This is a genomic window from Novosphingobium sp. (assembly GCF_031417815.1).
GTDB lineage: Bacteria > Pseudomonadota > Alphaproteobacteria > Sphingomonadales > Sphingomonadaceae > Novosphingobium.
The window spans coordinates 92,749-115,705 of the sequence record NZ_JANOWI010000017.1; the positions used below are offsets into that span (position 1 = coordinate 92,749).

Below are 22,957 nucleotides of genomic sequence, written 5' to 3' on the forward strand. Positions count from 1 at the left end.
AGCGGGTCAGGCAAGCGGATTCGCGGATCTGTGGAGCGCGCAACAATCGAACAGGGACCGCGAATTTCGCTTCACACACGCGAAATCGCGGCTAGTCTCCGAGGTCATGTGGGACTGGCCAGGCCGTCCGAAAAAATTACCGGGAGCTTCGAATGAAAGACATGGCCTTGTGGAACGAAGGCGATTGGATTGCCGCGATCGCCGCAATCGCGCTGTTCGCGATCCTCGCCATCGGCGGGATCATTGCCGGCCGTAAGAGCGAGGAAGTCGTCGGCCACCCGCGCGGGCTGTTCGTGCTGTTCTACGCCGAAATGTGGGAACGCTTTTCCTATTACGGGATGCGCGCGCTACTGGTGCTGTATCTGACCAAGCACTGGCTGTTCGCGGACAGCAAGGCGAACCTGGTCTACGGAGCCTATGGCGCGCTGGTCTATATCATGCCGGTGCTGGGTGGGATCCTGGCCGATCGCTATCTCGGCCAGCGCAAGGCGGTGATCTTCGGCGGCGTGCTGCTCGCGCTCGGCCACGGCCTGATGGCGGTCGAAGGCATTGGCGGGCAAAGCGATCCCACGATCAACGTGTTCTGGGCGGCGCTGGCCTTCATCATCGTCGGCTCCGGCTTCCTCAAGGCGAACATCTCGGTGATCGTCGGCCAGCTCTACAAGATGACCGACGTGCGCCGCGATGCCGCATATACGATCTTCTACATGGGCGTGAACGTTGGCGCCGCGCTGGGCACGATCCTGGTCGGCTACCTCGGCGAGACGATCGGCTGGGCCTATGGCTTTGGCCTGGCGGGGATCGGGATGGTGATCGGGCTGATCATCTTCCTGATCGGCAAGCCCGCGTTGCGCGGCCGCGGCGAACCCCCGGCCCCATTGGCACAGGGCCGTGAATTCACGCTTTATGCTGTGGGTATCGGGGCGGTCGCAGTGGTCTGGGGCCTGATCCAGTATCAGGACGTGATCCAGAATCTGCTGATCGTCAGCGGCCTGGCGATGCTGGGCTACACGCTTTATGAAGCCTTCAAGCTGCCCAAGGAAGCGCGCGAACGGATTTTTGCGATGCTGTTCCTGATCGCGCTTAATCCGCTGTTCTGGGGCCTGTTCGAACAGGCCGGGGGCAGCCTCAACCTCTATACTGACAGGTTTGTCGATCGCGCGGGCGTGCCGACCAGCCTGTTCCAGTCGATCAACCCGATCTATATCGTGCTGTTCGCGCCGATCTTTGCGGCCTTGTGGCAATACCTTGGACGCAAGGGGCTTGAACCCAGCGCGCCGGCCAAGTTCGGGCTCGCGCTGACGCAGGTCGGGCTGGGCTTCCTGGTGTTCGTCTGGGGTGCCAATTCGGTTGGCGCCGCGGCGATGACCCCGGTGTTGTTCGTGTTCCTGATCTACCTGCTCCACACCACCGGCGAACTGTGCCTGTCGCCCGTCGGGCTTTCGGCGATGGCCCGGCTGGCGCCGCTCCACCTGGCCAGCTTCGTGATGGGCGCGTGGTTCTACATGACCGCGGTCGGCAATTTCGTGGCTGGCAAGATCGGTGAGGCTACGGGGGGCGAAGGCGGCGAAATGTCGAAAGAGCTGACGCTGCAGATCTATTCGAAGATCGGCTGGATCACGATCGGTATCTCGGTGGTGGTCCTGATGGTCTCGCCGTTCGTCAAACGCTGGATGCACCTCGATACGCTCGAGGACCGCGCCGAACCCAAGCCGGAATAGGAGTTATGATGCGCAAGGGGGCATTTCTGAGCGTGGCCGCGCTGGCCCTGGTGCTGGGCGGCACCGGGGTCCTTTCGGCCAAGGACAAGGATGACAAGAAGGAAGACGGCGCGGCGGTGAAGGCCGCGCGGGATTTCAACACCAATCCCTATCCTTCGACCTACAAGCCTTATCCCGGGCGATCGACGCTGATTGTCGGGGCGACCATATTTGACGGGCGCGGCGGGCGGATCGAGCGCGGCGTGGTGCTACTGCAAGGCGGCAAGATCGCAGGCGTCGGCGGGTCACTTGCGGATATGGACGTGCCAGCCGATGCGGTGCGGATCGACGGCACCGGCAAGTTCATCACGCCGGGCGTAATCGATGTGCACAGCCATCTGGGGGTCTATCCATCGCCCGGGGTCGAGGCCAATTCGGACGGCAACGAAGCGACCGCGCCAACCACCCCCAACGTCTGGGCCGAACATTCGATCTGGCCGCAAGACCCGGGGTTCAGCCGCGCGCTGGCCAATGGCGGGGTGACCAGCCTGGAAGTGCTGCCCGGCTCGGCCAACCTGATGGGCGGACGCTCGGTGGTGGTCAAGAACGTCTATGCGCGGACCGTGCAGGGGATGAAGTTCCCCGATGCGCCCTATGGCCTCAAAATGGCTTGCGGCGAAAATCCCAAGCGCGTCTATGGCGGCAAGGGGCGGACCCCTTCGACCCGCATGGGCAATTTCGCGGTCAACCGCGAAACCTGGATCAAGGCGCAGGAATACCGCGCCAAGCGCGCTGCCGGGAAGCTGGAAGCACGCGACCTTGCGCTGGAAACGCTGGCCGGGGTGCTCGATGGCAAGATCCTGGTCCAGAACCACTGCTACCGCGCCGATGAAATGGCGCTGGTGCTCGATATGGCCAAAGAGTTCGGCTACCACGTCAGCGCCTTCCACCACGCGGTCGAAGCCTACAAGATCGGCGATCTGCTGAAGCAGGCCGATACCTGCAGCGCGATCTGGTCGGACTGGTGGGGCTTCAAGATGGAAGCCTATGATGCGATCCCCGAAAACGCCGGGATCCTGTGGAAGGCCGGGGCCTGCGTGGTGATCCATTCGGATGACGAAAACGGCATCCAGCGGCTCAACCAGGAAGCCGCCAAGGCGCAAGGCGATGCCCGCCGGATCGGGATCAATATCCCCGATGCCGATGTGGTCGGCTGGTTCACTTACAACGCCGCCAAGGCGATCGGCGTCGACAAGATGACCGGCAGCCTTGCACCCGGCCTGATGGGCGATGTGGTGCTGTGGAACGGCAACCCGCTGTCGGTCTATTCGCGGCCCGAAAAGGTCTGGATCGATGGCGCGCTGCTGTTTGACAGCAGCAACCGCAAGCTGCGCCCGGTCAGCGATTTCGAGCTTGGCCAGCCCGGTGAAGGGGACGTGAAATGAAGCGGCTCCTTGCTCTTTCGGCTGCGCTCGGCGCGCTGGCGGCGGCCGCACCGGCAATGGCGCAGGATATTGCGATCACCCACGCACGGCTGGTGATCGGTGATGGCAGCGAACCAATTGCCGATGGCACGGTGCTGGTCCAGGGCGGCAAGGTTGTCGCAGCGGGCCCGGCGGTGGCCGTGCCTGCGGGGGTCCGCACGATCGATGCCGAGGGCAAATGGGTCACCCCCGGGCTGGTCGTCGCGATCACCGATCTCGGACTGGTCGATGTCGGCGCAGTCGATGAGAGCAACGACAGCGATGCTGACAAGAGCCCGTTCAGCGCCGCGCTCGATGTCTCGGCGGCGATCAATCCCAACGATCTGCCGATCCAGGTCAGCCGCGCCGGCGGGGTGACCCGCGCGGCGGTGGCACCGATCGCCACCGGCTCGATCTTTGGCGGGCAGGGCGCAGTGATCGATCTGGGGGCTGATTCCAGTGCGGTGATGAAGCCGCGTGCGTTCCAGTATGTCGATCTGGGCGAAACCGGCGCGCGCCGCGCTGGCGGCAGTCGCGCCGCGACTTACGCCATGCTGCGCAATGCCCTGGCCGAGGCGCGCGAGCTTTCGCTTTCGCCCACCGGTGTGCGGCGTGACGATACCTTGCTGACCCGCGCCGATGCGGCCGCGCTGATCCCGGTGGTGACCGGCCAGCAGCCGCTTTACGTGCGGGTTGAGCGCGCGGCCGATATCCGCATGGTGCTCTCGCTCAAGAAGGAATTCCCGGCCTTGAAGCTGGTGATTGTCGGCGCGGCGGAAGGCTGGATGGTCGCGCCCGAACTGGCGCAGGCCGGTGTACCGGTGCTGGCCACGCCGCTGACCGATCTGCCAAATTCGTTCGAACAGCTGGGTGCGACGCAATCGAATGTCGGACGGATGCGCGCCGGCGGGGTCAAGGTTGCACTCGGCGCATTCGGCGATCAGCCGCGCTATGCCCCGCAATATGCCGGCAATCTGGTGGCGTTGACCCGGGTTCCGGGGGCCACGGGCCTCACCTGGGGCCAGGCCTTCGCCGCGATCTCCTCCGGCCCGGCGGAGGTGATGGGCATGGGTGACCGGATCGGATCGCTGCGCCCGGGCCGCGTCGGCGATGTGGTGATCTGGGACGGCGATCCGCTCGAAGTAACCTCGGGCCCGGTCCGCGTGTTCATCGACGGGGTGGAACAGCCGATGTCCAACCATCAGACCAAGCTGCGGGATCGCTATCTCAACCCGGCCGAAGGCGATCTGCCCAAGGCGTATGAGTGGTAATGAGCACAAGGGGCGCGGGTAATGGATGAACAGCTGACGGTTCTGGTCGCGGCCTCGCTCAGTTTTGTCGGTACGCATTTCGCACTGTCACATCCGTTGCGTGGCCCGTTGGTGGCGCGGCTGGGCGCGGGCGGCTTCATGGCGCTCTATTCGCTTGTAGCGCTGGCCACGTTCGCCTGGATGGTCCTGGCGTTTCGCGCGGTGCCAGTGGGCGAGGTGCCGTGGTGGAACGGAACCAGCGACATTGCCTGGGGCATTGCCAGCGCGATCATGCTGATCGCCTCGGTGCTGCTGGCCGGATCGCTGCGCGGCAATCCCGCGATGCCCGATCCGCGTGCGGGCGAGCTAGCGCGGCACACGCCGAAAGGCATTTTCAAGGTGACCCGCCATCCGATGATGTGGAGCTTCGCCTTGTGGAGCCTGGCCCACGTGCTGGTCAGCCCCACCATGCGGGTGTTGGTGCTGTCTTTCGCCATCGCCTTCCTCGCCCTGATTGGCGCCAAGCTGCAGGATGACAAGAAGATGGTGCTGATGGGCGAAAGCTGGTCGATCTGGGAAAAGCACACGTCGTTCCTGCCGCGCTGGCAACGGTTACCGCAGGCCGGGCTGGTGCCATGGCTCGGCGGCACGGCGCTGTGGCTGGGTGCCACCTGGCTGCACGGCGCGTTGATCGGCATGGCGGCGGGCCTGTGGCGCTGGATCTGACCCGCGCATGTTGCAGCCGTGGATAGCCCGGCGCCGCTTGCGGGCAAACGGATCGGCTTGCTTTCAGCCTGGGCTTCGCGGCTGGGCGGCGGGGTCTATGAAGCCGTCCTGACGCAGGGCGACGTGCTGCGGAGTCTGGGCGCAGAGCCGCTGGTCTTCGCCTTGCGCGATTCGCACAGCGCCGGGGACGCCGCGCGGTTCGGCGATATTGCGGTGCAGACCTTCGCGGTGAAGGGCCCCGGCCAAATCGGCTATGCCCCCGAACTTGTCACAGCGCTGCACGCTGCGCAGCTTGATTGCCTCCACCTCCACGGCATCTGGATGTATCCATCGCTGGCTGCCAGCCGCTGGGCGGCGCAGAGCGGCAAGGGTTTTGTGATCTCGCCGCACGGCATGCTCGATCCATGGATCACCGCGCGCGGGCGCTGGAAAAAGGCGCTGGCCCGCGCCGGGTATGAACGGACCAGTTGGCGAAGGGCAAGCTTCCTGCATGCGCTGACCCTGGCCGAAAAGGCCGACATCGCGCGCGAAAGCGGGCGCGAAGATAGCATGGTCATTGCCAATTCCGGCCCTGCTCCGGCAGCAATGCCGGCCGCGCCGCGCCCACCGCATCTGGTCTATATCGGCCGGATCCACCCGAAGAAAAACCTGCTCGCGCTGGTCGCAGCCTGGGGCCTGGCCCGGCGCCGCAGCGATGCGCGGCTGACCTTGGCCGGATGGGGCGAACCGGGCGATGTTGCCGCACTTGAAGCAGCGGTGGCAGCGGCAGGGCCGTCGGTGGAATTTGTCGGCCCGGCCTATTGCGCGGCCAAGCAGGCGCTGCTCGATAGTGCGCGGTTCACGGTGCTGCCCTCGCACAGCGAAGGGCTGCCGATGTCGGTGCTCGATAGCTGGGCCGCCGGGGTGCCGACGATCATGACCGGCCAGTGCAACCTGCCCGATGGCTTTGCCGCGGGCGCGGCAATCGCGTGTGGCTATGATCCAGATACGATTGCGCCAGCGCTGGAGCAGGCGCTGTCATTCGCTGACGGCGACTATCTGCGGATGGCCCGCGCCGCCCGCGATCTCGCCGCCGGACCCTTCAGCGCCCCAACCATTGCCGCGTGCTGGGCCGGGGCCTACCGTGCCGCAATGTCCCAGGGTGCCAAGCCATGACCCAACCGCTCGACGCATCGCGGGCCAGGCCGCTTGAGGGCGGGGCGAGCTTCTCGCTGGGTAACCGGTTGTTCCGGGTGGTCTGGATGGCAGCATGGCTAATACTGGCGCGCTTTACCCCGCCGCCGCTGCACGGCTGGCGGCGGCTGGTGCTGCGGGCATTCGGGGCGCAGATCGGCGGCGGCGCGCGGGTTCATGCCTCGGTTTCGATCTGGCATCCGGGCAATCTCGATCTGGGCGATCAGGTTCTGATTGGCCCCGGGGTCCGGCTTTACAATCAGGGGCGGATTACCGTGGGGCCGCGCACCGTGATATCGCAACGCGCGCACATCTGCGCCAGCACGCACGATGTAAACGATCCGCATTTTCAGCTGCAACTGCGCCCGATCACCATCGGCGCCCAGTGCTGGATCGCCGCCGAAGCCTTCGTTGGCCCCGGGGTGACCATGCATGACCGGGCGGTGCTGGCCGCGCGCGGCGCGCTGTTCGGCGATGCCGAAGCGGACGGGATCTATGCGGGCAATCCGGCGGCGCTGCTGAAAAAGCGGCAGCTCAGGGCAGCGGATCCAGCCTGACCTGTTCCAGCCACAGGTTGCCGCCGCCCGAAGTCAGGGCAAAGCTGAGCACCTGCGCGGCGCAACCGGGGGCCACTTTGAACACTGCGGTGCGGCTCAGCCCATCGCCAACGCTTTGTGCGGGTAGCCATACTTGCTGCTGGCCCTTGCAGCTTAGTGATACGCGAATCCGGTCCCCGGCTGAGCCATCGGTCATCCCGGCCCGCCAGTGCAAGCGATAGCGCCCCGGCGCGAGCAGCAAAAGCTTGGCCAGGAATATCCGCGTGGCCGACAGCGTGCCATCAATGGTCAGCCGCTGGCCGCGCCCTGCAGTCTCAGGGACCAGCCCCAACAGCACGTCGCCGCTGCCGACCGCCTGCCAGGCGAATGGATTGCGCGTGCCCAGCAGGTCAAGCGTGGCAAAGCCTTCGCCGCCTTGCAGCAGTCCGCCGGTATCGGGGCACTGCGCTGCCCACAGCGCACCGGCTTCGCGGTAAAGCCCGGCATTGGTCACTGCTGCAGCAAGATTTGACACGGCTTCGCAGCCCAGAACCAGTCCGGCGCCGCCCGCATCGATCATCACCTGGGCGCGCTGGCGCAGCGCCTGCGGCGGCAAGGCGAAAACCTCGTTGAGATACTTGCCCAGCCACGCGGTCTCCGGATCCAGCCGTTCGACCAGCGCGGCGCGCGCGACCGGATTGCGCTCGACCGGATCGAGCAGCGCCTGCTGGCCGACCAGCGTCGGCTGCTGGCGCAGCAGCGCGTCGAGCCGCATGGCCGCGCTGTCATAGTCGCGCGTTTCCATGGCGCGGGTCAGCCAATAGGCCTGGGTCAGCGGCACCCGCCAGCCCATGCGCCCGGCCAGGCCAAAGGCCCGCTCGGCCATCGGCGCATTGCCGACGGCAAGCTGTCCGGCCGCAAACAGCGCCACGCTTTCGGCTTCGAATGGCGCGCGGTTGAGCGCATGCCAGCCATAGGAGGCGGCATCCTTGCCGCGCCCGGCGATCAATGCCTGGCTGCCCAGCGTGCGCAGCGCGGCGCGCGCGAACGGCAGCGGCACTGCGGTGGCCACGGCCGGATCGGTGCGCGCCAGCCGGTCGATCCCGCTCGCCGCGCTGAGCCCGATCAAGGCCAGCGCGCCGGTAAGGATCGCAGCCCCGCGCAGCATCAGCGTTTCCCGGATCCGCTTTCGTACTGGTAATATTGGTAGCCGTAATATTCGGAATAGCGGTTCCCGGATTTGAGCGGATCGAATTTGGTCAGCACCGCGCCAAGAATGATCGGCCGCATCGCACGCAAACGGCGCAGCGCCGTCTTGAGCGCGCCGCGGCGGCTGCGATCAGCCTCGACCACGAAGATCACCCCGTCGACCAGCGCCGACAGTGTCGGAGCGTCGGCCAGGCCAAGGATCGGCGGGCTATCGACCAGCACGACATCGTACTGGCTCGCCGCCTCTTGCAGGATTTCCTCGATCCGCGCGGTTGACAGCAGCTCGGTCGGGCTGGGCGGAACGGGGCCGGCCACCAGCACCGAAAGCTTCGGCAGCCCGCCTGGCACCACCGCACTGGCCAGCGGCTCGTGCGAGGTCAGCAGGGTGGAAAGCCCGCGCTCCGCCTCAAGCGACAGCCGTTTGTGCAGCGACGGACGGCGCAGGTCGGCATCGATCAGCAACACGTTTTTGCCCATGCGGGCAAAGCCCTGTGCCGTGGCGATCGAGGTGGTGGTCTTGCCTTCGGCGGCCTGTGCAGAGGTGATCAGCATGATCTGCGGCAAGCCTTCGGGGGTCGAATAGAGCAGCGAACCGCGCAGCGAATTGTAGGCTTCCGAGACCGGCGACTTGGGATCGCGCATCGCCGCATCGGGCTCGTTATCGCGCGATTGCGGCACCACGCCCAGCAGCGCGAGGCCCAGCTTGGCCTCGATGTCCTCGGGCACGCGGATCGCGTCGTCGAACTGGTCCTTGAAGAACACCACCAGCGCCGCCAGCCCCAGACCGAGCAGCAAGCCGACCAGCAGGTTCTTGAACAGGTTGGGCGAGCTTTGCCCGCGCGGCACTTCGGCCGGATCGATGATCGCAACATTGCTGAGGCTGACCCCGGCGATCGCGTTCAGCGTCTTGAAGCGTTCGAGCAGTCCGCCATAAAGTTCGCGGTTGGTGTCCACTTCGCGCGCCAACAGGTTGTACTGCACCGAACGATCCTGTTCGGACATGCTTTCGCCCTTGAGCTGGCTGACCTGCCCTTTGAGCTGGCGTTCGGTCGATACGGCGGCGTCGTATTCGGCGCGCACCGAGGCGCGCACGTTGTTTGAGGAAACCTGCAGCTGGCGGTTGATCGTATCGAGCTGCGCCTGTTTGGCCCGAACGGTCGGATAATCTTCGAGGTGCCGCGCCCGGTCCTGGCTGAGTTCGGCCTCGACCATGGCTTTCTGATTGAGCAGCGCGACGACCGTAGGATTGGCCAGAACGGTTGACGATGAGAGCAGCGGCCCGCCCGACACCGCGCGCCAGCGGCCCTCGGCTTCGATCCGCCGGGCGGTGGCGTCGTTGGCGGCGGCGTTGAGCTGTTCGAGACTGTCGCCGATCACCGAACCGCTGCCGCCGGCCTTGCCATCGCCTTCAGCGCCGCCGGGGGTGCGGATGATCCCCGCCGAACGCGCATAGGCGTTGAGCGCCCGTTCCGATGCCTCAAGCTTGACCTTGGCTTCGGTCAGCTGTTCGCCAAGGAAATTGCGCGCATAGGCCGAACTGTCGAACTTGCGCTGCAGGTTGGACTGGATGAATTCGCCGGCATAGGCATTGGCAACCTGCGCACTGAACGCGGGATCGGTCGAATTGTAGATGATCTTCACGATCCGCGAATCGCGCGGCATCTTGACCGAAAGGTTGCCGGCCAACAGCCCGGCCGCCTGGATCTTGAGCAGTTCGGGCGAGGTTCCGGCCGGCGGCGGGGTCGCCCCTTGCGCCTGGTAGAGCGCGGGATTGCCGATCAGGCCCAGCTTTTGCGCAACCCTGAGCGCCATGCCGCGGCTGGCAATGATGTCGGTCTGGGTTTTGAGGAAGCGATCAACGTCCCACGCTGCCTGGTTGACATCGTCGGGCTGATCTTCCTTCGATCCCAGCACGCGCCCGGTCGAATCGTTGATCTGGATCGAGACCGCCGCGTCGTAGCGTTTGGTCTGCAGCATCGTTGATACCAGCGCTACCGCCAGCGCCGCAGCGACGAGTGCCGCGATCAGCCACAGGTTGGCGCGGACGGCAGCGACGATATAGCGAAAATCGAACGCCGAACGGGCTTGTCCCAACCGCTCAACCTCATCGTGGAGATCAGGATCGCCGGGGCCGTGTAACATGCGCTGCGAGGCTGGATGGGAAGCGGTCAAGAAGCGATCCTAGCGGAAAATGTAAAACAGGTTGAAGACCGGGGCAGCCTGCAGGAACTGGCGCCAGGCATCCTTCAGCGCCGAACGGCCAACCACGATCGTATCGCCGGCCAGCACCAGCGGATCGGCCGCGCGGCCTTTGCGGATGTCGTCAAGGTTGAAGCGCGCGCCGAGGCGTTGGCCGTTCACCACCCGGAAGATCATCACCTCATCGAGCTTGGCGCTGTCGGTCGGGCTCTTGGCCTGGGCGATGGCGCTGAGCAGCGTGGTGTTGGGCACGGCTTCGAATACACCCGGTTCGCGCACATCGCCTTCGACGGCAAAGGTGGTGCGCTTGCGTTCGGAAACCATCACCGTCACCTGCGGATCGCGGATATAGCGCGCGCCGAGCCGCCGCACGAGATCATCGCGCAGCTGGTCGGGGCGGCGTCCGGCAGCGGCAACCTCGCCCGCCAGCGGCACCTGGATATTGCCGCGGGCATCGACAAAATAGGCGTCCGAGGTCAATTCCGGTTCGCCCAGCACCCGCACTGACAAGCGATCGCCGATGCGAATCAGGTTGTCATCGGGCCACGCCTCGGTGTTTTCGAATATCGCATAGGCCGCGGGCCCCGCCGGCAGCGCGTTGGGGGCCTGGCGGAGCATGCAGCCAGCCAGCACCAACACAGCCAGCAAGGCAGCAATAAGGCGCACCGGTTGGCGCAGCGGCATCACATGTGATCCTTTTCGAACGAGCCCGCGGCGGCCGGATTGGCGCGGCTCAGCAACAGCGCGGCGCACAGGGCACCAAGCGCGGCTAATGACATGGATCGAAACGGATAATCAACCATCGAATGCAGCATCAGCAAGATCAGCACCGCGCCGGCAAACAGCGCTGCTGCGCGCGCACTGCGACTTTGCTGGTGCCGCGCGGCCGCTGCGGAGCGGGCGACAATCACAATCACCGCGCCCCAGGCCAGCAGTCCGAACAGACCGGCTTCGACACCAAGTTCGATATATTCGTTGTGCGCGCGGTTCGGCATCGCGGGGCGCACCACCTCGAGCCGTTCTTCGAGCACCAGCGCGGGCACGAATCCGCCCATGCCGACCCCCGCCGGATAGTGCTTGCGCGCCACGTAAAGCCCGTCGCGCCACAACTCGAGGCGCAGATCCTGGTCAAACTGGAAACGCCCCGTGATGGCGGCCAGTGTCGGACTTGCGCGCACCAGCGCGGTGCCGGTCGCCGCCAGCAGCGCCGCCAGCACCGCTGCGGCGATCAGCACCTTGCGGCCCGGCCTTGGCAACCAGGCGCGCAGCAACCACAGCCCGGCCAGCATGGCCACCGGCAGCAGCGCGATGCCCATCCGCGATGCCGTGAAAACGATGCCGAAGCCGAACAGCCCGGTGGCCAGCACCGCCAGCCCCAGCACCGGTCCGGCGCGGTTCGGGATAAGGCCGCGCAGCGCGCCGATCCTGAGCAGCGCATAGCAAGCGATCAGCGCGGCGAGCAGCACGTCGGCGGTGGCATTGTGATTGGCCTGAAACCCGCGCAGGTTGGGGGTGGTCACGCCATAAAGCTGCACCGCGCTGTCCGCGGCGGAAGTCAGCTGCAATGCCCCCAGCGCCAGGGTCGCAATCCCCGCGCCAACGACAACCAGCATCAGCCAGACCTGCTGGCGCAGGCTGAGCGTGGCGGCCATGACCAGCAGCACCAGCGGCGGCAGCAGCGATAGCAGGGAAGCAAGCGTGCGTTCGGGCGTCATGGTCCAGGTCCGCCAGGTGTTTGCGCGGCCGATCAGCGCCAGGGCCTCAACCTCAGGCTCGCGCCCGGGCAGCGCCCGCCACAGACCGGGCGGCAATGGAACCAGCTGCAGCACGGGCACAATCAGCGCGAGCAGGCAGATCAGCCAGACCCCGCGCGGCACCGTGCGCCAGCTATCGCGCGATCCCGGCAGCACCAGCCACGCGGCAAAAATGGCAACCGCCAGCCATTCGAGCAGCAATTCGGGCCAAGGAGCCGGAGATCCGCCACCGCCCAGCAGCAGCGCTGTACCCAGCAGGACCAGCGCCAGCACACCGGTTGTCGCGGGCAAAGCGGAGGCGGCATCCCGGTGGATTGCAGTTGCGGGCAAAGGCATTCCTTCGGGGACACGCGCAGAATCGCAGACTGCCCTTCAATGATACGCATTCCCGCATAGGGCAACCGCGTTTTGCCGGGGTGCTGCGTCCCGCCGTGCACCGCTTGCACGGTTCGGCTTTGACAGCGCTGCTTCGCGCGGCGAAAAGGGGGCAATGACCAACGAAGAAGAAAAGCGGCTCCATCGCCGCCGGTTCTATCCTGCCGAACAGGAAGCCGAATTTGTCGAGAGCCATGTCGTTTCGACCTCGCAGACCCAGAGCGAAGCCTATCGGCTCGCCTGGCGCGACACCGATTTCCTGCTCCGCGAAGAATTGCGGCCGGTGCGCTTTCAGCTTGAACTGCTGAAATGCGAAATGCTGCTGGAAGAGGCGAAGATCGGCTCGACCCTGGTGTGCTATGGCTCGGCGCGGATCCCTTCGCCCGAAGCTGCGGACGAACTGGTCGCGCAAGCCTCTGAAGCGCGCAAGCCGATTGCCAGACGGCTGGCCGCCAATGCCAAATATTACGAGGAAGCGCGGCGGCTGGGCGAAATCGCGGCGACCTGTGCGATTGTCGAAAAGGGCATGCGCCAGTTCGTGGTCTGCTCGGGCGGCGGTCCCTCGATCATGGAGGCGGCCAACCGCGGTGCGGCCGAAGCCGGTGCGGAAACGATCGGGCTCAACATCGTGCTGCCGCACGAACAGGCGCCCAACCGCTATGTGACGCCCGACCTGGCCTTCCAGTTCCACTATTTTGCGCTGCGCAAGATGCACTTTCTGCTGCGCGCCCGCGCGGTGGCGGTGTTTCCCGGCGGGTTCGGCACGCTTGACGAATTCATGGAACTGCTGACCCTGATCCAGACCGGCAAGATGAAGCCGATCCCGATCATGCTGTTCGGCCGTGAATTCTGGAACAAGGTGGTCAACTTCGAGGCGCTCGCCGATGAAGGCGTGATCAACCACGAAGACCTCAATCTGTTCCACTGGGTGGAAACGGCCGAGGACGCCTGGGCCAAAGTGGTTGAATTTTATGAGTTATGATTGGTGCGCTGATCGCGCGGAGGCGATTGGCGCACCAGACAAAGAAAAGGGCGGCGCGCCAATGGCACGCCGCCCCGATCCGCTGCCTCGGTGGTATCAGACCGGCAGCGGAATATCGGCGATGAGCTTGCAGGCAACAGCGGCAGCGCCAACCTGCATGAAGGTTTCGCCATCGCGCACCGAAGCCGCGACGCGGATCAGATCCCCGAAATTGAGGTTGTCATTGCTGCGATAATCGTCCGCAGCGCGGGCCAGCCGGTCGACCTGGCCGGTGGTCAGATGGCCGCGCAGGAATTCCGAGGCGCAGCTCGCCTGGTTGGAGTTGAGGCCATAACGCTCCAGCGCGTTGGCAATCTGGTAACGGCTGGCCATGCAGCCCGAAAGGGCAACGGCCAGAAGCGGAACTAGGGCAAGCGATCGCATCGGCGACTCCTCGAGGGGAAACGGATTTCGTGCACCGCTCTAGGCCTGGCTTGCTGAACGGGGGCTTGCCGATTGCGCCTTTTGCAAAGCCGTGCAATCCCTGCGGCAAAGCGGGGAGGGACAATGTCTTACAGCGAACATGGGAGCCGGTTCTGGCAAGTCGATCTGACCACGGCGGATGGCGCGCGATCGGCTGCGCGCTCCGCAGGGACTGCCGCGTTCATCTATGGCGGGCTTGCGGTTCTTGTGGCCATGCTGTTCGGGCAATTATTTGTACCGATTGGAAAATATGGCCAGACCTCGTTCAACCTGATGCCTTTCGGGATCTCGTTTCTGGCGGTCGTTGCCGGCTTTCGCTTGCGCGATGGCAAGGGCCTGATCGCAGGTTCGCTGCTCGCGGTGGTCGTGGTCTTCAATGTGCTAGCCAATCTGGCTTCGCTGTCGGGCTGGGGCGGAACGGCGATCAACGTCGTGGTGCTGATCGTTCTCGTCCAGGGATTGCGTGGGGCGTCGGCCTTGCGCCGCGGGTTGGCTACTGCCGATGAAGAATTGGCGGCCTTCGATTGACGATGGACGCGCCGCGCAGCCCGACGACGCCCAACTGGACGGTTATTGCCGCTGCCACGGTCGTCTGGGTCGGCCTGGTGCTGCGCGCGCTCGGCTACGCCCCGTTCGATATCAGCCATGCCGATGAGATCATGCAATATCTCGAACAGGCCAAGCGGCTGGCCACCGGATCCGGGATCGTGCCGTGGGAATTCCGTTTCGGCGCGCGAAACAGCCTGATCGGCCAGGTGCTTTCGCTGCCGTACTGGCTCGGCAACGCTCTTGCGCCCGGCACGCTGGTCGGCATGCACGCCGCGCGGATCACGGCGATTGGCTTGACCTTGGCGGTTTTGCCGGCGGCGTGGAAGCTGGGGGCGCTGACCTCGCGGGTCCATGCACTCGCGGCGCTGGGCGTAGTGGCGCTGTGGTACGAAAGCGTGCTGTTTTCAACGTTGCTGCTGTCCGAAGTGATCGCTGCCGGACCGATGCTGCTGGCGGCGGCGCTGATCCTTGCGCCGCAGCCAAGCGCGCGGGCGCTGCGCTGGGCTGGGCTGCTGCTGGGCATCGGCGTGGCACTGCGGCTCCAGTATGCGCCGTTCGCCGCGGTGCTGTGCCTGGCGCGGCTGCGGCTTGATCGGCAGGCCTGGATCTGGCTGGTGCAAGGCGGCCTGGGCGCGCTGGCAATCTGCGCGGTCAGCGACCTGGTCGCGGGGCAGGTGCCGCTGCGCTGGATTCTGGTCAATTTCCAGTACAACATGATCGAAGGACGCGCCGCGCGGTTCGGACGCGAAGGGCCGTTCGCCTATGCCACCATGCTGCTCACCCACCTTGGCCCCTTGGCCGCGCCGATCCTGGCTGCGGCTCTTCTTGCTCCGGCGCGGTACCGTCCGCTGGTCTATGCGCTGGTAGCAACGGTGCTGTTCCATTCGCTGATCGCGCACAAGGAATACCGCTTCATCTGGATCGCGGTGCAGGCTGCGCTGGTGCTGGCGGCAATCACCTCGGTTTCGCTGCTCGAACGTTCGGCCAGGGCGCGGGGCATGCAGGTCACTGGTGCCGGTCTCGCCCTGCTTGGTGCGCTGTGGTTCATGATGAGCATGGCGGCCGAGGCGCATTCGGGCGGGGCCAGAGCAATGCGCGGCGGCGCGCCGATCGTGCGGGCGGCGCTGGCCGGGGTGGCGCAAGGGCCGGCCTGCGGGATCGCCATCCCCGACCAGTGGCGCGCGCATCTGGTGTCTGCACTGCTCCCGCGCGCGGTGCCGATCTATGTCGCGCCCGAAACGGTTATGTCAGCCATCGAACCGCTGCCGCCGGGCATTGCCGCCTCGGCCAATGTGCTTGTCTTCCCCTACCTGCCGCGCGGCGCCGCTGGGTTTGAGGAGCGCGGCTGCGAGGAGAACGCTGTCATGCGCGCCTGCACCTATGTCCGCAAAGGCACCTGTCAGGCGGACCCCCACTGGACCTACCAGGCCGCACTGGAGCGTGAGACGCTCTGACTCAGCGCGTCATGCTGGCGTGGGTAATCGCCACGGCCAGCGCATCGGCGGCATCCGCCCCCGCCAGCTTCACGCCCGGCAACAATACGCCAAGCATCGCCTGGATCTGCGCTTTTTCGGCCGCCCCGGTGCCGACAATCGCTTTCTTGACCAGCCGCGCGGCATATTCGCTGACCGGCAGACCGGCCCGCGCCGCTGCCAGCAGGCAGACCCCGCGTGCCTGCCCCAGCTTGAGCGTGGACTGGGCGTTCGTGTTGGCGAACACCTCTTCCACTGCCGCCGCATCGAGCGTGTGGGCGGCAATTACCGCAGCCAGTTCACGGTCGATCACGACCAATCGTTCGGCGAGGGGCATCTTCGGATCGGTCTTGATCTGGCCGTTGGCGATGTGGCTCAGCCGGTTGCCGACCTTGGCGATAATGCCCCAGCCGGTGCAGGACAGTGAGGGATCGATACCCAGGATCAGCATGTCAGAACCTGATGCCCAGCTTCGGACCAAACTGAACCATCAGCAGATAGAGCGCCACGGTCAGTGCGCATCCGGCCAAAAGCGCGATCCAGAAGCCATAGCCGTGGCGCAGCAACCACGGGATCAGCAGGAACATCGGCAAGCTGGGCAATACGAACCAGAACGTCGCCTCGGCATGGATTGCCATGTTTTCCGCGTCTGGACGGGTGTGCCACAACAGGATCATCCCCAGCACGGATATCAGCGGCAAGGACGCTACCAGCGCGGCGAAAGTCGGCAGGCGCTTGCCAATCTCGGCAATGGCCACGATCAGCGCGCCGGATAGCAGGGCTTTCGCGACCAGTGGGAGCATCAACCCAGCTTCGCCATCACATCGTCGCTGATCTCGTAATTGCCCCAGACGGTCTGGACGTCGTCATCATCGTCCAGCACGTCGATCAGCCTCAGCAACGTGGCGGCATCGCTTTCGCCGACTTCGGCCTTGAGGCTGGGCTTCCACGCCAGCTTGACCCCTTCGGCTTCGCCCAGCGCCTTTTCCAGTTCGCGCGCGACCGGGTGGAGGTTCTCGACCGCGACCCAGATCGCGTGGCCGTCCTCGTCGCTTTCAACATCGTCGGCCCCGGCTTCAAGCGCGGCTTCGAATACCTTGTCGGCATCGCCGACGCTGCCGGGATATTCGATCAGCCCGAGCCGTTCGAACCCATGGCTGACCGCGCCCGAAGCGCCCAGATTGCCGCCGTTCTTGGCAAAGGCGGTGCGGACATTGGTGGCGGTGCGGTTGCGGTTGTCGGTCAGGGCTTCGACGATCAGCGCCACCCCGCCCGGGCCGTAGCCTTCATAGCGGATCTCTTCGTAGTTCTCGGCGTCGCCCTTGCTGGCCTTGTCGATCGCGCGCTGGATGTTGTCCTTGGGCACCGATTGCGCCTTGGCGGCGTTGACCGCCGCGCGCAGCCGCGGGTTAAAGTCAGGATCGGGCATGCCCATCTTGGCCGCGACGGTGATTTCGCGGGAAAGCTTGGAAAACTGGGACGCGCGCTTCTTATCCTGTGCACCCTTGCGGTGCATGATGTTCTTGAATTTGGAATGGCCTGCCATGGGAACCTGTTGCGCCTGTAGATTGCGGGTTCCGGCGCCCTTACACCGGCGCGGGTGATTTGGGCAACCTTGTGACAAGTATTGCATGATAAGGCGGCGCGATGATCTTGCCTGCACGCACGCTTCGCACCACCCTTGGCCAGTTCGGCGCGTTCTTGCGCCGCCCGCAGTTGCTGGCGCCGCAGGGCCTGCTGGCGCAAGGCAGCGGCCGGACCTGGCTGTGGCTGACCGCGCTGCTGATCGCGGTGCTGTTCGCACTGGTGTTGCCGTTCATCCGGCTGTGGCAGGGCATGTTCGATCTGGCCGATCCGGTGGCGTTCGAGGCGGTGCCCCAGCGTTGGCTGATGCCGATTGTGGTGCTGTTTGCCCCGCTGTCCGAAGAGCTGCTGTTCCGCGGCTGGCAAAGCGGCACCCGCGCTGCGCTGTGCCTGCTGGGCTGCGCGGTGCTGGTGATCGTTGCGATGATGCAGGTAATTGTCCCGGGGCGTGAGATGATCGCGCTGGGGCTGCTGGCGGCGGCGGTGCTGGGCGGGGTTGCCGGCTGGTTCGTGCTGCGCCGCAACCGTGCGCCACTGGGCTGGTTCGCGCGCGGCTTTCCGGTGATCTTCTATCTTATGGCGGCGCTGTTCGCGGTGGTCCACCTGGCCAATTACGGCCGGTTCAGCCTGCTGGCGCTGCCGCTGGTTCTGCCGCAGCTATGGGCCGGGCTGGTGCTGGGATATGTGCGCCAGCGGATCGGGCTGGCGGGTGCGATTGCCAGCCATGCCGCATCGAACGGACTGGTCGTGGCGCTGGCGCTGGTGTCAGGCTAGCGTTTGTTCCACTCACGTGGAAGCAACACCGGCCCGCTCCCCCTCCCGGCCACCCACATGAGTATCCTGAATGGGTGGCCGGGAGGGGGAGCGGGCCGGTGTTGCCTGTTTCAGCTTCACTGAAACAGAACGTAGTCCCACTTGAACACCTGTCCCAGCTTCATCACGAAACTAACGCTTTCCAGCCGCCGCACATCACTCAGCGGATCACCCGCCACGGCGATGATATCGGCTGGCATCCCCGGGGCGATCACGCCCAGCTGACCGCTGCGCCCCAGTGCTTCGGCCGCCCCGGTGGTCGCGGCAACGATCGCCGCCATCGGGCTCATCCCGCGATCGATCATCAGCGCGAATTCGCGGGCGTTGTCGCCGTGCTTTGAGACGCCGGTATCGGTCCCGAAGGCGATTTTCACGCCCATGCGGATCGCCAGAATGTGGCTGGACCGCGCGGCTGTCACCGCCTGTTCGGCCTTGGGCAGCACCGCGGCGGGCAGCACGCCCGAACGCGCCTGTTCGACCGCCGTGGCGCTGGCCAGCATGGTCGGAACCAGCCAGGTGCCGTGCTGGACCATCGCCCTGGCGGTCGCTTCATCCAGGAAAGTGCCGTGATCGATCGTATCGACCCCGGCATTCACCGCCGCCATGGTCCCTTCCTTGGCATGGCTGTGCGCCGCCGCCTTGCGGCCAAAGCTGTGCGCGGTGTCGACGATCGCTTTCATTTCCTCGCTGGTCATCTGCTGGCCGAGGCCGCCCGCGACGTTGGACAGCACGCCCCCGGTGGCGGCAAATTTGATCACCAATGCCCCCAGCCGGATCTGTTCGCGCGCGGCGCGGCGGCAATCGTCAGGCCCGTTGCAGACGTTGTTGTAATCGCGCGGGTGGAACGCCTCGTAACTTTCCTGATTGAGCCCGCCCAGATCGCCGTGCCCGCCCGCAACCGAGATCATTTCCCCGGCGTTGATGATCGTCGGTCCGGCCACATCGCCGCGGCCAATCGCATCGCGCAGTGCCCGCACCCCGCGCGGCGGTCCGCCCAGATCGCGCACCGTGGTGAACCCGGCCATCAGATCGGCTTTGGCGTTGTTTGCGGCGTAGAGCACATCGTCTTCGCGGTCGCGGCTTGTCGCTTCAAGCCGCCCGGTCAGCGGATCGCCGCTGGAGAACATGTGGACATGCATGTCGATCAGCCCGGGCAGCACGAACTTGTCTTTCAGTTCAACGACTTTTGCCCCGGCTTCGGGCGCGACAAACCCATCGCGCACTTCGGCCACTTTGCCATCGCGCACGATGATCGTTGAAGGCCCGCGCGGCGGCTGGCCGGGCCGGTCAAGCAGCTTGCCGGCGTGAATGTAAGTGACATCGGAGGCGGGCTGGGCAAGCGCTGCCCAGGCCCCGCCGGCAGCAACCACCGCAACAATCGCCAGCTTGAACGCGCGCATCGAATCTCTCCCCATACTGAGCGACAAGGGCGAGGTTAGCCGCTGTTAGCGGCCATGCAAGGCGCAGCATCAGCCCAGTCCCAGCGCGGCCTTGTAGACGTCGAGGATCGCTTCCATTTCGGCGCGGTCATCGGGCTTCATTTTGCGCAGCGCAACCACCTTACGCATGATCTTGGCGTCATACCCCACCGCCTTCGCCTCGCCGTAAACGTCCTTGATATCGTCGGCGATGCCCTTCTTTTCCTCTTCGAGGCGTTCGACGCGCTCGATCAGCAGGCGCAGGCGATCGTCGGTAGTTTCGGCCATAGGGTAAGCTCCGGTGTGAAGAGAATCGGTTGAACAGGGCGGATAGCGAGGGGCGGGGATTCGGGCAAAGGCTGGGCTGTGGAAAGTTAGGTCCTCTCCATTTTCACGCAGTGCAAATGGGGAGGTGGCAGAGCGGCGCACTGACGGAGGGGTATCGAGGCCAGCGCAGAAACCCCTCCGTCTCGTCCTGCGGACGATCCACCTCCCCATTTGTGGCAGTCGCCAAAAATGAAGAGGACCTCAGGTGGCATTCTTCTTCAAACTCTCGGCCATCCGCGCCAGCTGTTCCGCCGTCGCTTCACTCTGGAACCGCGCCTTCCATTCCGCCGCAGCCATGCCGTGGATCACTTCGCGCGCACCTGCCGTGTCCAGCGGCGCGCCGGCATCGACAATCCAGTCGGCCAGGCAATTGCGGCAGAACCCCGCCAGCCCCATCAGCTCGATGTTGTGGGCATCGTGGCGGTGGCGCAAATGGCGCACCAGCCGCCGGAACGCGGCGGCGGCGACCGCATCGTCCAGACTCTCGAGCGGGTCATTCGCGCTCGCATTCGTATTTTCAGCGCAGCTCATGGGGTATTCCTTCCTCTTTGAGGCCAGCTTTGCCATAGCAGGGTTCAGCAGAGGAAGAGGCAACAGTGGCAAAGATTGATCACCGCGGGCGCAAGATCAAGATTCTGGCGACGCTGGGCCCGGCCAGCCGCAGCGCCGAGATGATCGAAAAGCTGCTGCGCGCCGGGGCCGATGCCTTCCGCGTCAACATGAGCCACGGCGATCACGAAACCCACGCCGAAACCATTGCCACGATCCGCGAGGTCGAGAAGAACTACGGCCGCCCGGTGGCGGTGCTGTGCGATCTGCAAGGCCCCAAGCTGCGCGTTGGCCAGTTCAAGGGCGGTAAGGCGGTGATCCGCCATTCGGGCCACTTCGTGCTCGATAACGATCCCACCCCCGGGGATGATACCCGCGTCTGCCTGCCGCACCCCGAACTGTTCGGGATCCTGGTCAAGGGCCAGCGGCTGCTGATCGACGATGGCAAGCTGCGCTTGAAGGTGATCGAGGCCACTGCCACCCGGATCCTCTGTTCGGCCGAGGTCGGCGGGGTGATCTCAGACCGCAAGGGCGTCAATGTGCCCGATGCGGTGGTGCCGGTGCCGGCCCTGACCGAAAAGGACCGCCGTGATCTGGCATTCGCGCTGGAACAGGGGGCAGACTGGATCGCGCTGTCGTTCGTCCAGCGGCCCGAAGACGTGGCCGAAGCGCGCAAGCTGATGGGCACATCGACCACCGCGCTGATGGCTAAGATCGAGAAGCCTGCCGCTGTGACGCGGCTGGAGGAAATCATCGAACTGGCCGACGGGATCATGGTCGCGCGCGGCGATCTGGGGGTTGAGCTTAACCCCGAAGAAGTGCCGCCGCTGCAAAAGCGGATCGTTGCCACCACGCGGCGCAGCGGCAAGCCGGTGGTGGTTGCCACGCAAATGCTCGAATCGATGATCGAAAGCCCTGCGCCGACCCGCGCCGAAGTATCCGACGTCGCCAACGCGGTTTACGATGGAGCGGACGCGGTGATGCTCTCGGCCGAAACCGCCAGCGGCGCCTGGCCGGTCGAGGCGGTTTCGATCATGCACCGGATCGCCTGCCAGGTCGAAGGCGATGCCGGGTACGGCGAACGCGTGCACTTCACCGAAGTGCGCCCCGATGCGACCACCGCCGATGCGCTGGCGCTGGCCAGCGCGCGGATCGCCGAAACGGTCAATGTCGCCGGGATCATCGTCTTCACCGGTTCGGGCAGCACCGCGCGGCGGGTGGCGCGCGAACGGCCCTCGGTACCGATGCTGGTGCTCACCCCCTCGGCCCGGATCGCCCGGCGCCTCGCGCTGCTGTGGGGCACTCACGCGGTCCATACCAAGGACATCACGGGGTTCGAGGAGATGATCGCCAAAGGCAAACGTATGGCGCTGCGCCACGGCTTCGGCCAGGCCGGATCGAAACTGGTCGCGCTGGCCGGGGTCCCGTTCGGCACACCCGGATCGACCAACCTGCTCCACGTGGTGACGCTGGCCGGGGATGAACTGAAAAAGCACGGCGGGGCGGAGTGACCGCTGGCGGCACGGTGCGCGATGGCGATCTGTGCGAAGTGATCGCGGGCACGCACAAGGGACGTGCCGGCACGGTGGAGGACTGGAAGCTCAGCAAGAGCGGGCATGCGACGATCACCGTGCGCGCGGCGAGTGGTGAGCGGTTCAAGACGCTCGCGCGGAATGTCCGCAAACTCTAGGCGAGCAGAGCGCTAAGATCCTTCCCAACAAGCTTGCAACATCAGCGTGGCGAAAATTAGAGTTGGCCGCCTTCGTCGTTTTGTGAATGAAAGCGGACTGTCTGGTTACGACCCAATCGGGGGCCGTTAAGCAAGATAGAATCTAATGACCGCTTTGCGGCATCCGATCGGCTCAATCGGGCAATGCGCGCGGGTCGCCCGCCATCAGCCGGCCGCGCTCGCACCATGCCGCCAGTGCCGAGCTAAATTCGACCTTCGCCTTGGCATCGTAGCGGGCGAGGTCTTCGGGACAGCAGACGCCCTCCCAGCGGCGGTTGGTACCCTTGTTGATAAAGGTTTTGCCGCCGCCCTTCCAGACACCACCTGCTTGCGGCATCAGTTGCTCCGCTGCGCCTTTCATAGCCTCGAATCCTGCCGCTTCGACCAACGCGGGCCAGAGCTCCTCAGCGATTTCGAAAGCAAGGAATTCGGCGATCCGCCGCATCTCGCCGTCCAGGTCGGCCTTCATGTCGTTGTAGTGTACCAGCAGCACGTTCGGATCGTGCCGCGCGGCCCAGAAGCTGTTCTCCATCACGAAATAGCCCGCACCCGGGTCGCCCAGATCGTCTTCGGGCCCGTCGACCCACCCAGCGAAGTGCGCCACTGGGTCCTGCGGCGAGAAGTCGTAGCCGTCGCCATTGTCGAACTTCGGGTCGGAATTGCTGAGCTCGATCATGCGCGCGATCG

Annotated in this window: 24 protein-coding genes; 12 read left to right on the plus strand and 12 right to left on the minus strand. The window is 65.4% G+C overall.

Features of this window, described 5'->3' with window-relative positions; translation table 11 throughout:
* Positions 1–152: 152 nt before the first annotated feature.
* From RMN99_RS04515 to RMN99_RS04540, 6 genes are read left to right on the plus strand one after another with little or no spacing between them, the layout of a single operon-like run.
* Positions 153–1,721: an oligopeptide:H+ symporter gene (locus RMN99_RS04515; protein WP_309622101.1), complete on the plus strand. Its 1,569-nt coding sequence runs from the start codon at positions 153–155 to the stop codon at positions 1,719–1,721.
* A gap of 8 nt (positions 1,722–1,729) precedes the next feature.
* Entirely contained in the window at positions 1,730–3,145 is a 1,416-nt protein-coding gene (locus RMN99_RS04520) for an amidohydrolase (protein ID WP_405029552.1), read from the plus strand.
* The gene (locus RMN99_RS04525; protein WP_309622103.1) at positions 3,142–4,434 is read left to right on the plus strand and encodes an amidohydrolase family protein; all 1,293 of its coding nucleotides are present in this window, start codon (positions 3,142–3,144) and stop codon (positions 4,432–4,434) included. The genes RMN99_RS04520 and RMN99_RS04525 overlap by 4 nt, the downstream gene beginning before the upstream one ends.
* 21 nt (positions 4,435–4,455) lie before the next feature.
* Positions 4,456–5,139 carry an NnrU family protein gene (locus tag RMN99_RS04530; RefSeq protein WP_309622104.1) on the plus strand — a complete coding sequence of 228 codons (684 nt, stop codon included), beginning with the start codon at positions 4,456–4,458 and terminating at the stop codon, positions 5,137–5,139.
* Positions 5,140–5,157: 18 nt separating this feature from the next.
* Positions 5,158–6,294 (plus strand): glycosyltransferase, encoded by a 1,137-nt coding sequence (locus RMN99_RS04535; RefSeq protein WP_309622105.1) that lies wholly within the window; start codon positions 5,158–5,160, stop codon positions 6,292–6,294.
* Positions 6,291–6,869 (plus strand): putative colanic acid biosynthesis acetyltransferase, encoded by a 579-nt coding sequence (locus RMN99_RS04540; RefSeq protein WP_309622106.1) that lies wholly within the window; start codon positions 6,291–6,293, stop codon positions 6,867–6,869. The genes RMN99_RS04535 and RMN99_RS04540 overlap by 4 nt, the downstream gene beginning before the upstream one ends.
* Here RMN99_RS04540 and RMN99_RS04545 read toward each other — a convergent pair.
* Genes RMN99_RS04545 through RMN99_RS04560 form a run of 4 tightly spaced genes read right to left on the minus strand, consistent with a single transcriptional unit; the run spans position 6,847 to position 12,301 of the window.
* Positions 6,847–8,016: a hypothetical protein gene (locus tag RMN99_RS04545; protein WP_309622107.1), complete on the minus strand. Its 1,170-nt coding sequence runs from the start codon at positions 8,014–8,016 to the stop codon at positions 6,847–6,849. The genes RMN99_RS04540 and RMN99_RS04545 overlap by 23 nt on opposite strands.
* Complete coding sequence (locus RMN99_RS04550) at positions 8,016–10,199, minus strand: polysaccharide biosynthesis tyrosine autokinase (protein WP_309622108.1); 2,184 nt, start codon at positions 10,197–10,199, stop codon at positions 8,016–8,018. Before RMN99_RS04550 ends, RMN99_RS04545 begins: the two co-directional genes overlap by 1 nt.
* A gap of 39 nt (positions 10,200–10,238) precedes the next feature.
* On the minus strand, positions 10,239–10,940 hold the full coding sequence (locus RMN99_RS04555) for a polysaccharide biosynthesis/export family protein (RefSeq protein ID WP_309622109.1): 702 nt from the start codon (positions 10,938–10,940) through the stop codon (positions 10,239–10,241).
* Positions 10,940–12,301 (minus strand): O-antigen ligase family protein, encoded by a 1,362-nt coding sequence (locus RMN99_RS04560; protein ID WP_309622110.1) that lies wholly within the window; start codon positions 12,299–12,301, stop codon positions 10,940–10,942. Before RMN99_RS04560 ends, RMN99_RS04555 begins: the two co-directional genes overlap by 1 nt.
* Before the next feature lie 199 nt (positions 12,302–12,500).
* Between RMN99_RS04560 and RMN99_RS04565 the strand changes: the two genes are divergently transcribed.
* Complete coding sequence (locus RMN99_RS04565) at positions 12,501–13,367, plus strand: TIGR00730 family Rossman fold protein (RefSeq protein WP_309622111.1); 867 nt, start codon at positions 12,501–12,503, stop codon at positions 13,365–13,367.
* Between the two features lie 96 nt (positions 13,368–13,463).
* Here RMN99_RS04565 and RMN99_RS04570 read toward each other — a convergent pair whose 3' ends face one another.
* Positions 13,464–13,790 (minus strand): hypothetical protein, encoded by a 327-nt coding sequence (locus RMN99_RS04570; protein WP_309622112.1) that lies wholly within the window; start codon positions 13,788–13,790, stop codon positions 13,464–13,466.
* A gap of 123 nt (positions 13,791–13,913) precedes the next feature.
* Between RMN99_RS04570 and RMN99_RS04575 the strand changes: the two genes are divergently transcribed.
* Together RMN99_RS04575 and RMN99_RS04580 are read left to right on the plus strand one after the other, a co-directional pair.
* Positions 13,914–14,357, plus strand: a complete 444-nt coding sequence (locus tag RMN99_RS04575) for a hypothetical protein (RefSeq protein WP_309622113.1) — start codon at positions 13,914–13,916, stop codon at positions 14,355–14,357.
* Between the two features lie 2 nt (positions 14,358–14,359).
* The gene (locus tag RMN99_RS04580; protein ID WP_309622114.1) at positions 14,360–15,832 is read left to right on the plus strand and encodes a hypothetical protein; all 1,473 of its coding nucleotides are present in this window, start codon (positions 14,360–14,362) and stop codon (positions 15,830–15,832) included.
* A gap of 1 nt (position 15,833) precedes the next feature.
* Here RMN99_RS04580 and ruvC read toward each other — a convergent pair whose 3' ends face one another.
* Genes ruvC through RMN99_RS04595 form a run of 3 tightly spaced genes read right to left on the minus strand, consistent with a single transcriptional unit; the run spans position 15,834 to position 17,396 of the window.
* Positions 15,834–16,301, minus strand: a complete 468-nt coding sequence (gene ruvC, locus RMN99_RS04585; protein WP_309622115.1) for a crossover junction endodeoxyribonuclease RuvC — start codon at positions 16,299–16,301, stop codon at positions 15,834–15,836.
* Position 16,302: 1 nt separating this feature from the next.
* Positions 16,303–16,653, minus strand: a complete 351-nt coding sequence (locus tag RMN99_RS04590) for a DUF3147 family protein (RefSeq protein WP_309622116.1) — start codon at positions 16,651–16,653, stop codon at positions 16,303–16,305.
* Positions 16,653–17,396, minus strand: a complete 744-nt coding sequence (locus RMN99_RS04595; RefSeq protein ID WP_309622117.1) for a YebC/PmpR family DNA-binding transcriptional regulator — start codon at positions 17,394–17,396, stop codon at positions 16,653–16,655. Before RMN99_RS04595 ends, RMN99_RS04590 begins: the two co-directional genes overlap by 1 nt.
* A 101-nt stretch (positions 17,397–17,497) precedes the next feature.
* Here RMN99_RS04595 and RMN99_RS04600 point away from each other — a divergent pair, with 101 nt between their 5' ends.
* On the plus strand, positions 17,498–18,208 hold the full coding sequence (locus RMN99_RS04600; protein WP_309622118.1) for a type II CAAX prenyl endopeptidase Rce1 family protein: 711 nt from the start codon (positions 17,498–17,500) through the stop codon (positions 18,206–18,208).
* 116 nt (positions 18,209–18,324) lie between these two features.
* On the opposite strand, the gene RMN99_RS04605 is transcribed toward RMN99_RS04600, so the two are convergent.
* The 3 genes from RMN99_RS04605 to RMN99_RS04615 all read right to left on the minus strand — a co-directional run bounded on the left by RMN99_RS04605 (position 18,325) and on the right by RMN99_RS04615 (position 20,523).
* A complete protein-coding gene (locus tag RMN99_RS04605; RefSeq protein WP_309622119.1) occupies positions 18,325–19,647 on the minus strand; it encodes an amidohydrolase family protein in 1,323 nt (440 codons plus the stop codon).
* A gap of 69 nt (positions 19,648–19,716) precedes the next feature.
* Positions 19,717–19,953 (minus strand): DUF2312 domain-containing protein, encoded by a 237-nt coding sequence (locus RMN99_RS04610; RefSeq protein WP_309622120.1) that lies wholly within the window; start codon positions 19,951–19,953, stop codon positions 19,717–19,719.
* A gap of 240 nt (positions 19,954–20,193) precedes the next feature.
* Positions 20,194–20,523: a DUF1244 domain-containing protein gene (locus RMN99_RS04615; protein WP_309622121.1), complete on the minus strand. Its 330-nt coding sequence runs from the start codon at positions 20,521–20,523 to the stop codon at positions 20,194–20,196.
* A 65-nt stretch (positions 20,524–20,588) separates the two neighbouring features.
* Here RMN99_RS04615 and pyk point away from each other — a divergent pair, with 65 nt between their 5' ends.
* Both pyk and RMN99_RS04625 read left to right on the plus strand, forming a co-directional pair.
* A complete protein-coding gene (gene pyk, locus RMN99_RS04620) occupies positions 20,589–22,052 on the plus strand; it encodes a pyruvate kinase (protein WP_309622122.1) in 1,464 nt (487 codons plus the stop codon).
* Complete coding sequence (locus RMN99_RS04625) at positions 22,049–22,231, plus strand: KOW motif-containing protein (RefSeq protein WP_309622123.1); 183 nt, start codon at positions 22,049–22,051, stop codon at positions 22,229–22,231. Before pyk ends, RMN99_RS04625 begins: the two co-directional genes overlap by 4 nt.
* Before the next feature lie 172 nt (positions 22,232–22,403).
* Here the strand turns inward: RMN99_RS04625 and RMN99_RS04630 are convergent.
* Positions 22,404–22,957: sulfotransferase domain-containing protein (locus RMN99_RS04630; protein WP_309622124.1), on the minus strand; the 554-nt coding region annotated here is incomplete at its 5' end.

Coding starts and splice junctions, on each gene's coding strand:
- RMN99_RS04570 (WP_309622112.1), bottom strand. CDS start 13,790: ATGCGATCGCTTGCCCTAGTTCCGCTTCTGGCCGTTGCCCTTTCGGGC.
- RMN99_RS04590 (WP_309622116.1), bottom strand. CDS start 16,653: ATGCTCCCACTGGTCGCGAAAGCCCTGCTATCCGGCGCGCTGATCGTG.
- RMN99_RS04555 (WP_309622109.1), bottom strand. CDS start 10,940: ATGCCGCTGCGCCAACCGGTGCGCCTTATTGCTGCCTTGCTGGCTGTG.
- RMN99_RS04565 (WP_309622111.1), top strand. CDS start 12,501: ATGACCAACGAAGAAGAAAAGCGGCTCCATCGCCGCCGGTTCTATCCT.
- RMN99_RS04540 (WP_309622106.1), top strand. CDS start 6,291: ATGACCCAACCGCTCGACGCATCGCGGGCCAGGCCGCTTGAGGGCGGG.
- ruvC (WP_309622115.1), bottom strand. CDS start 16,301: ATGCTGATCCTGGGTATCGATCCCTCACTGTCCTGCACCGGCTGGGGC.
- RMN99_RS04545 (WP_309622107.1), bottom strand. CDS start 8,016: ATGCTGCGCGGGGCTGCGATCCTTACCGGCGCGCTGGCCTTGATCGGG.
- RMN99_RS04530 (WP_309622104.1), top strand. CDS start 4,456: ATGGATGAACAGCTGACGGTTCTGGTCGCGGCCTCGCTCAGTTTTGTC.
- RMN99_RS04600 (WP_309622118.1), top strand. CDS start 17,498: ATGATCTTGCCTGCACGCACGCTTCGCACCACCCTTGGCCAGTTCGGC.
- RMN99_RS04595 (WP_309622117.1), bottom strand. CDS start 17,396: ATGGCAGGCCATTCCAAATTCAAGAACATCATGCACCGCAAGGGTGCA.
- RMN99_RS04575 (WP_309622113.1), top strand. CDS start 13,914: ATGTCTTACAGCGAACATGGGAGCCGGTTCTGGCAAGTCGATCTGACC.
- RMN99_RS04525 (WP_309622103.1), top strand. CDS start 3,142: ATGAAGCGGCTCCTTGCTCTTTCGGCTGCGCTCGGCGCGCTGGCGGCG.
- RMN99_RS04550 (WP_309622108.1), bottom strand. CDS start 10,199: ATGTTACACGGCCCCGGCGATCCTGATCTCCACGATGAGGTTGAGCGG.
- RMN99_RS04580 (WP_309622114.1), top strand. CDS start 14,360: ATGGACGCGCCGCGCAGCCCGACGACGCCCAACTGGACGGTTATTGCC.
- RMN99_RS04605 (WP_309622119.1), bottom strand. CDS start 19,647: ATGCGCGCGTTCAAGCTGGCGATTGTTGCGGTGGTTGCTGCCGGCGGG.
- RMN99_RS04615 (WP_309622121.1), bottom strand. CDS start 20,523: ATGAGCTGCGCTGAAAATACGAATGCGAGCGCGAATGACCCGCTCGAG.
- RMN99_RS04515 (WP_309622101.1), top strand. CDS start 153: ATGAAAGACATGGCCTTGTGGAACGAAGGCGATTGGATTGCCGCGATC.
- RMN99_RS04610 (WP_309622120.1), bottom strand. CDS start 19,953: ATGGCCGAAACTACCGACGATCGCCTGCGCCTGCTGATCGAGCGCGTC.
- RMN99_RS04520 (WP_405029552.1), top strand. CDS start 1,730: ATGCGCAAGGGGGCATTTCTGAGCGTGGCCGCGCTGGCCCTGGTGCTG.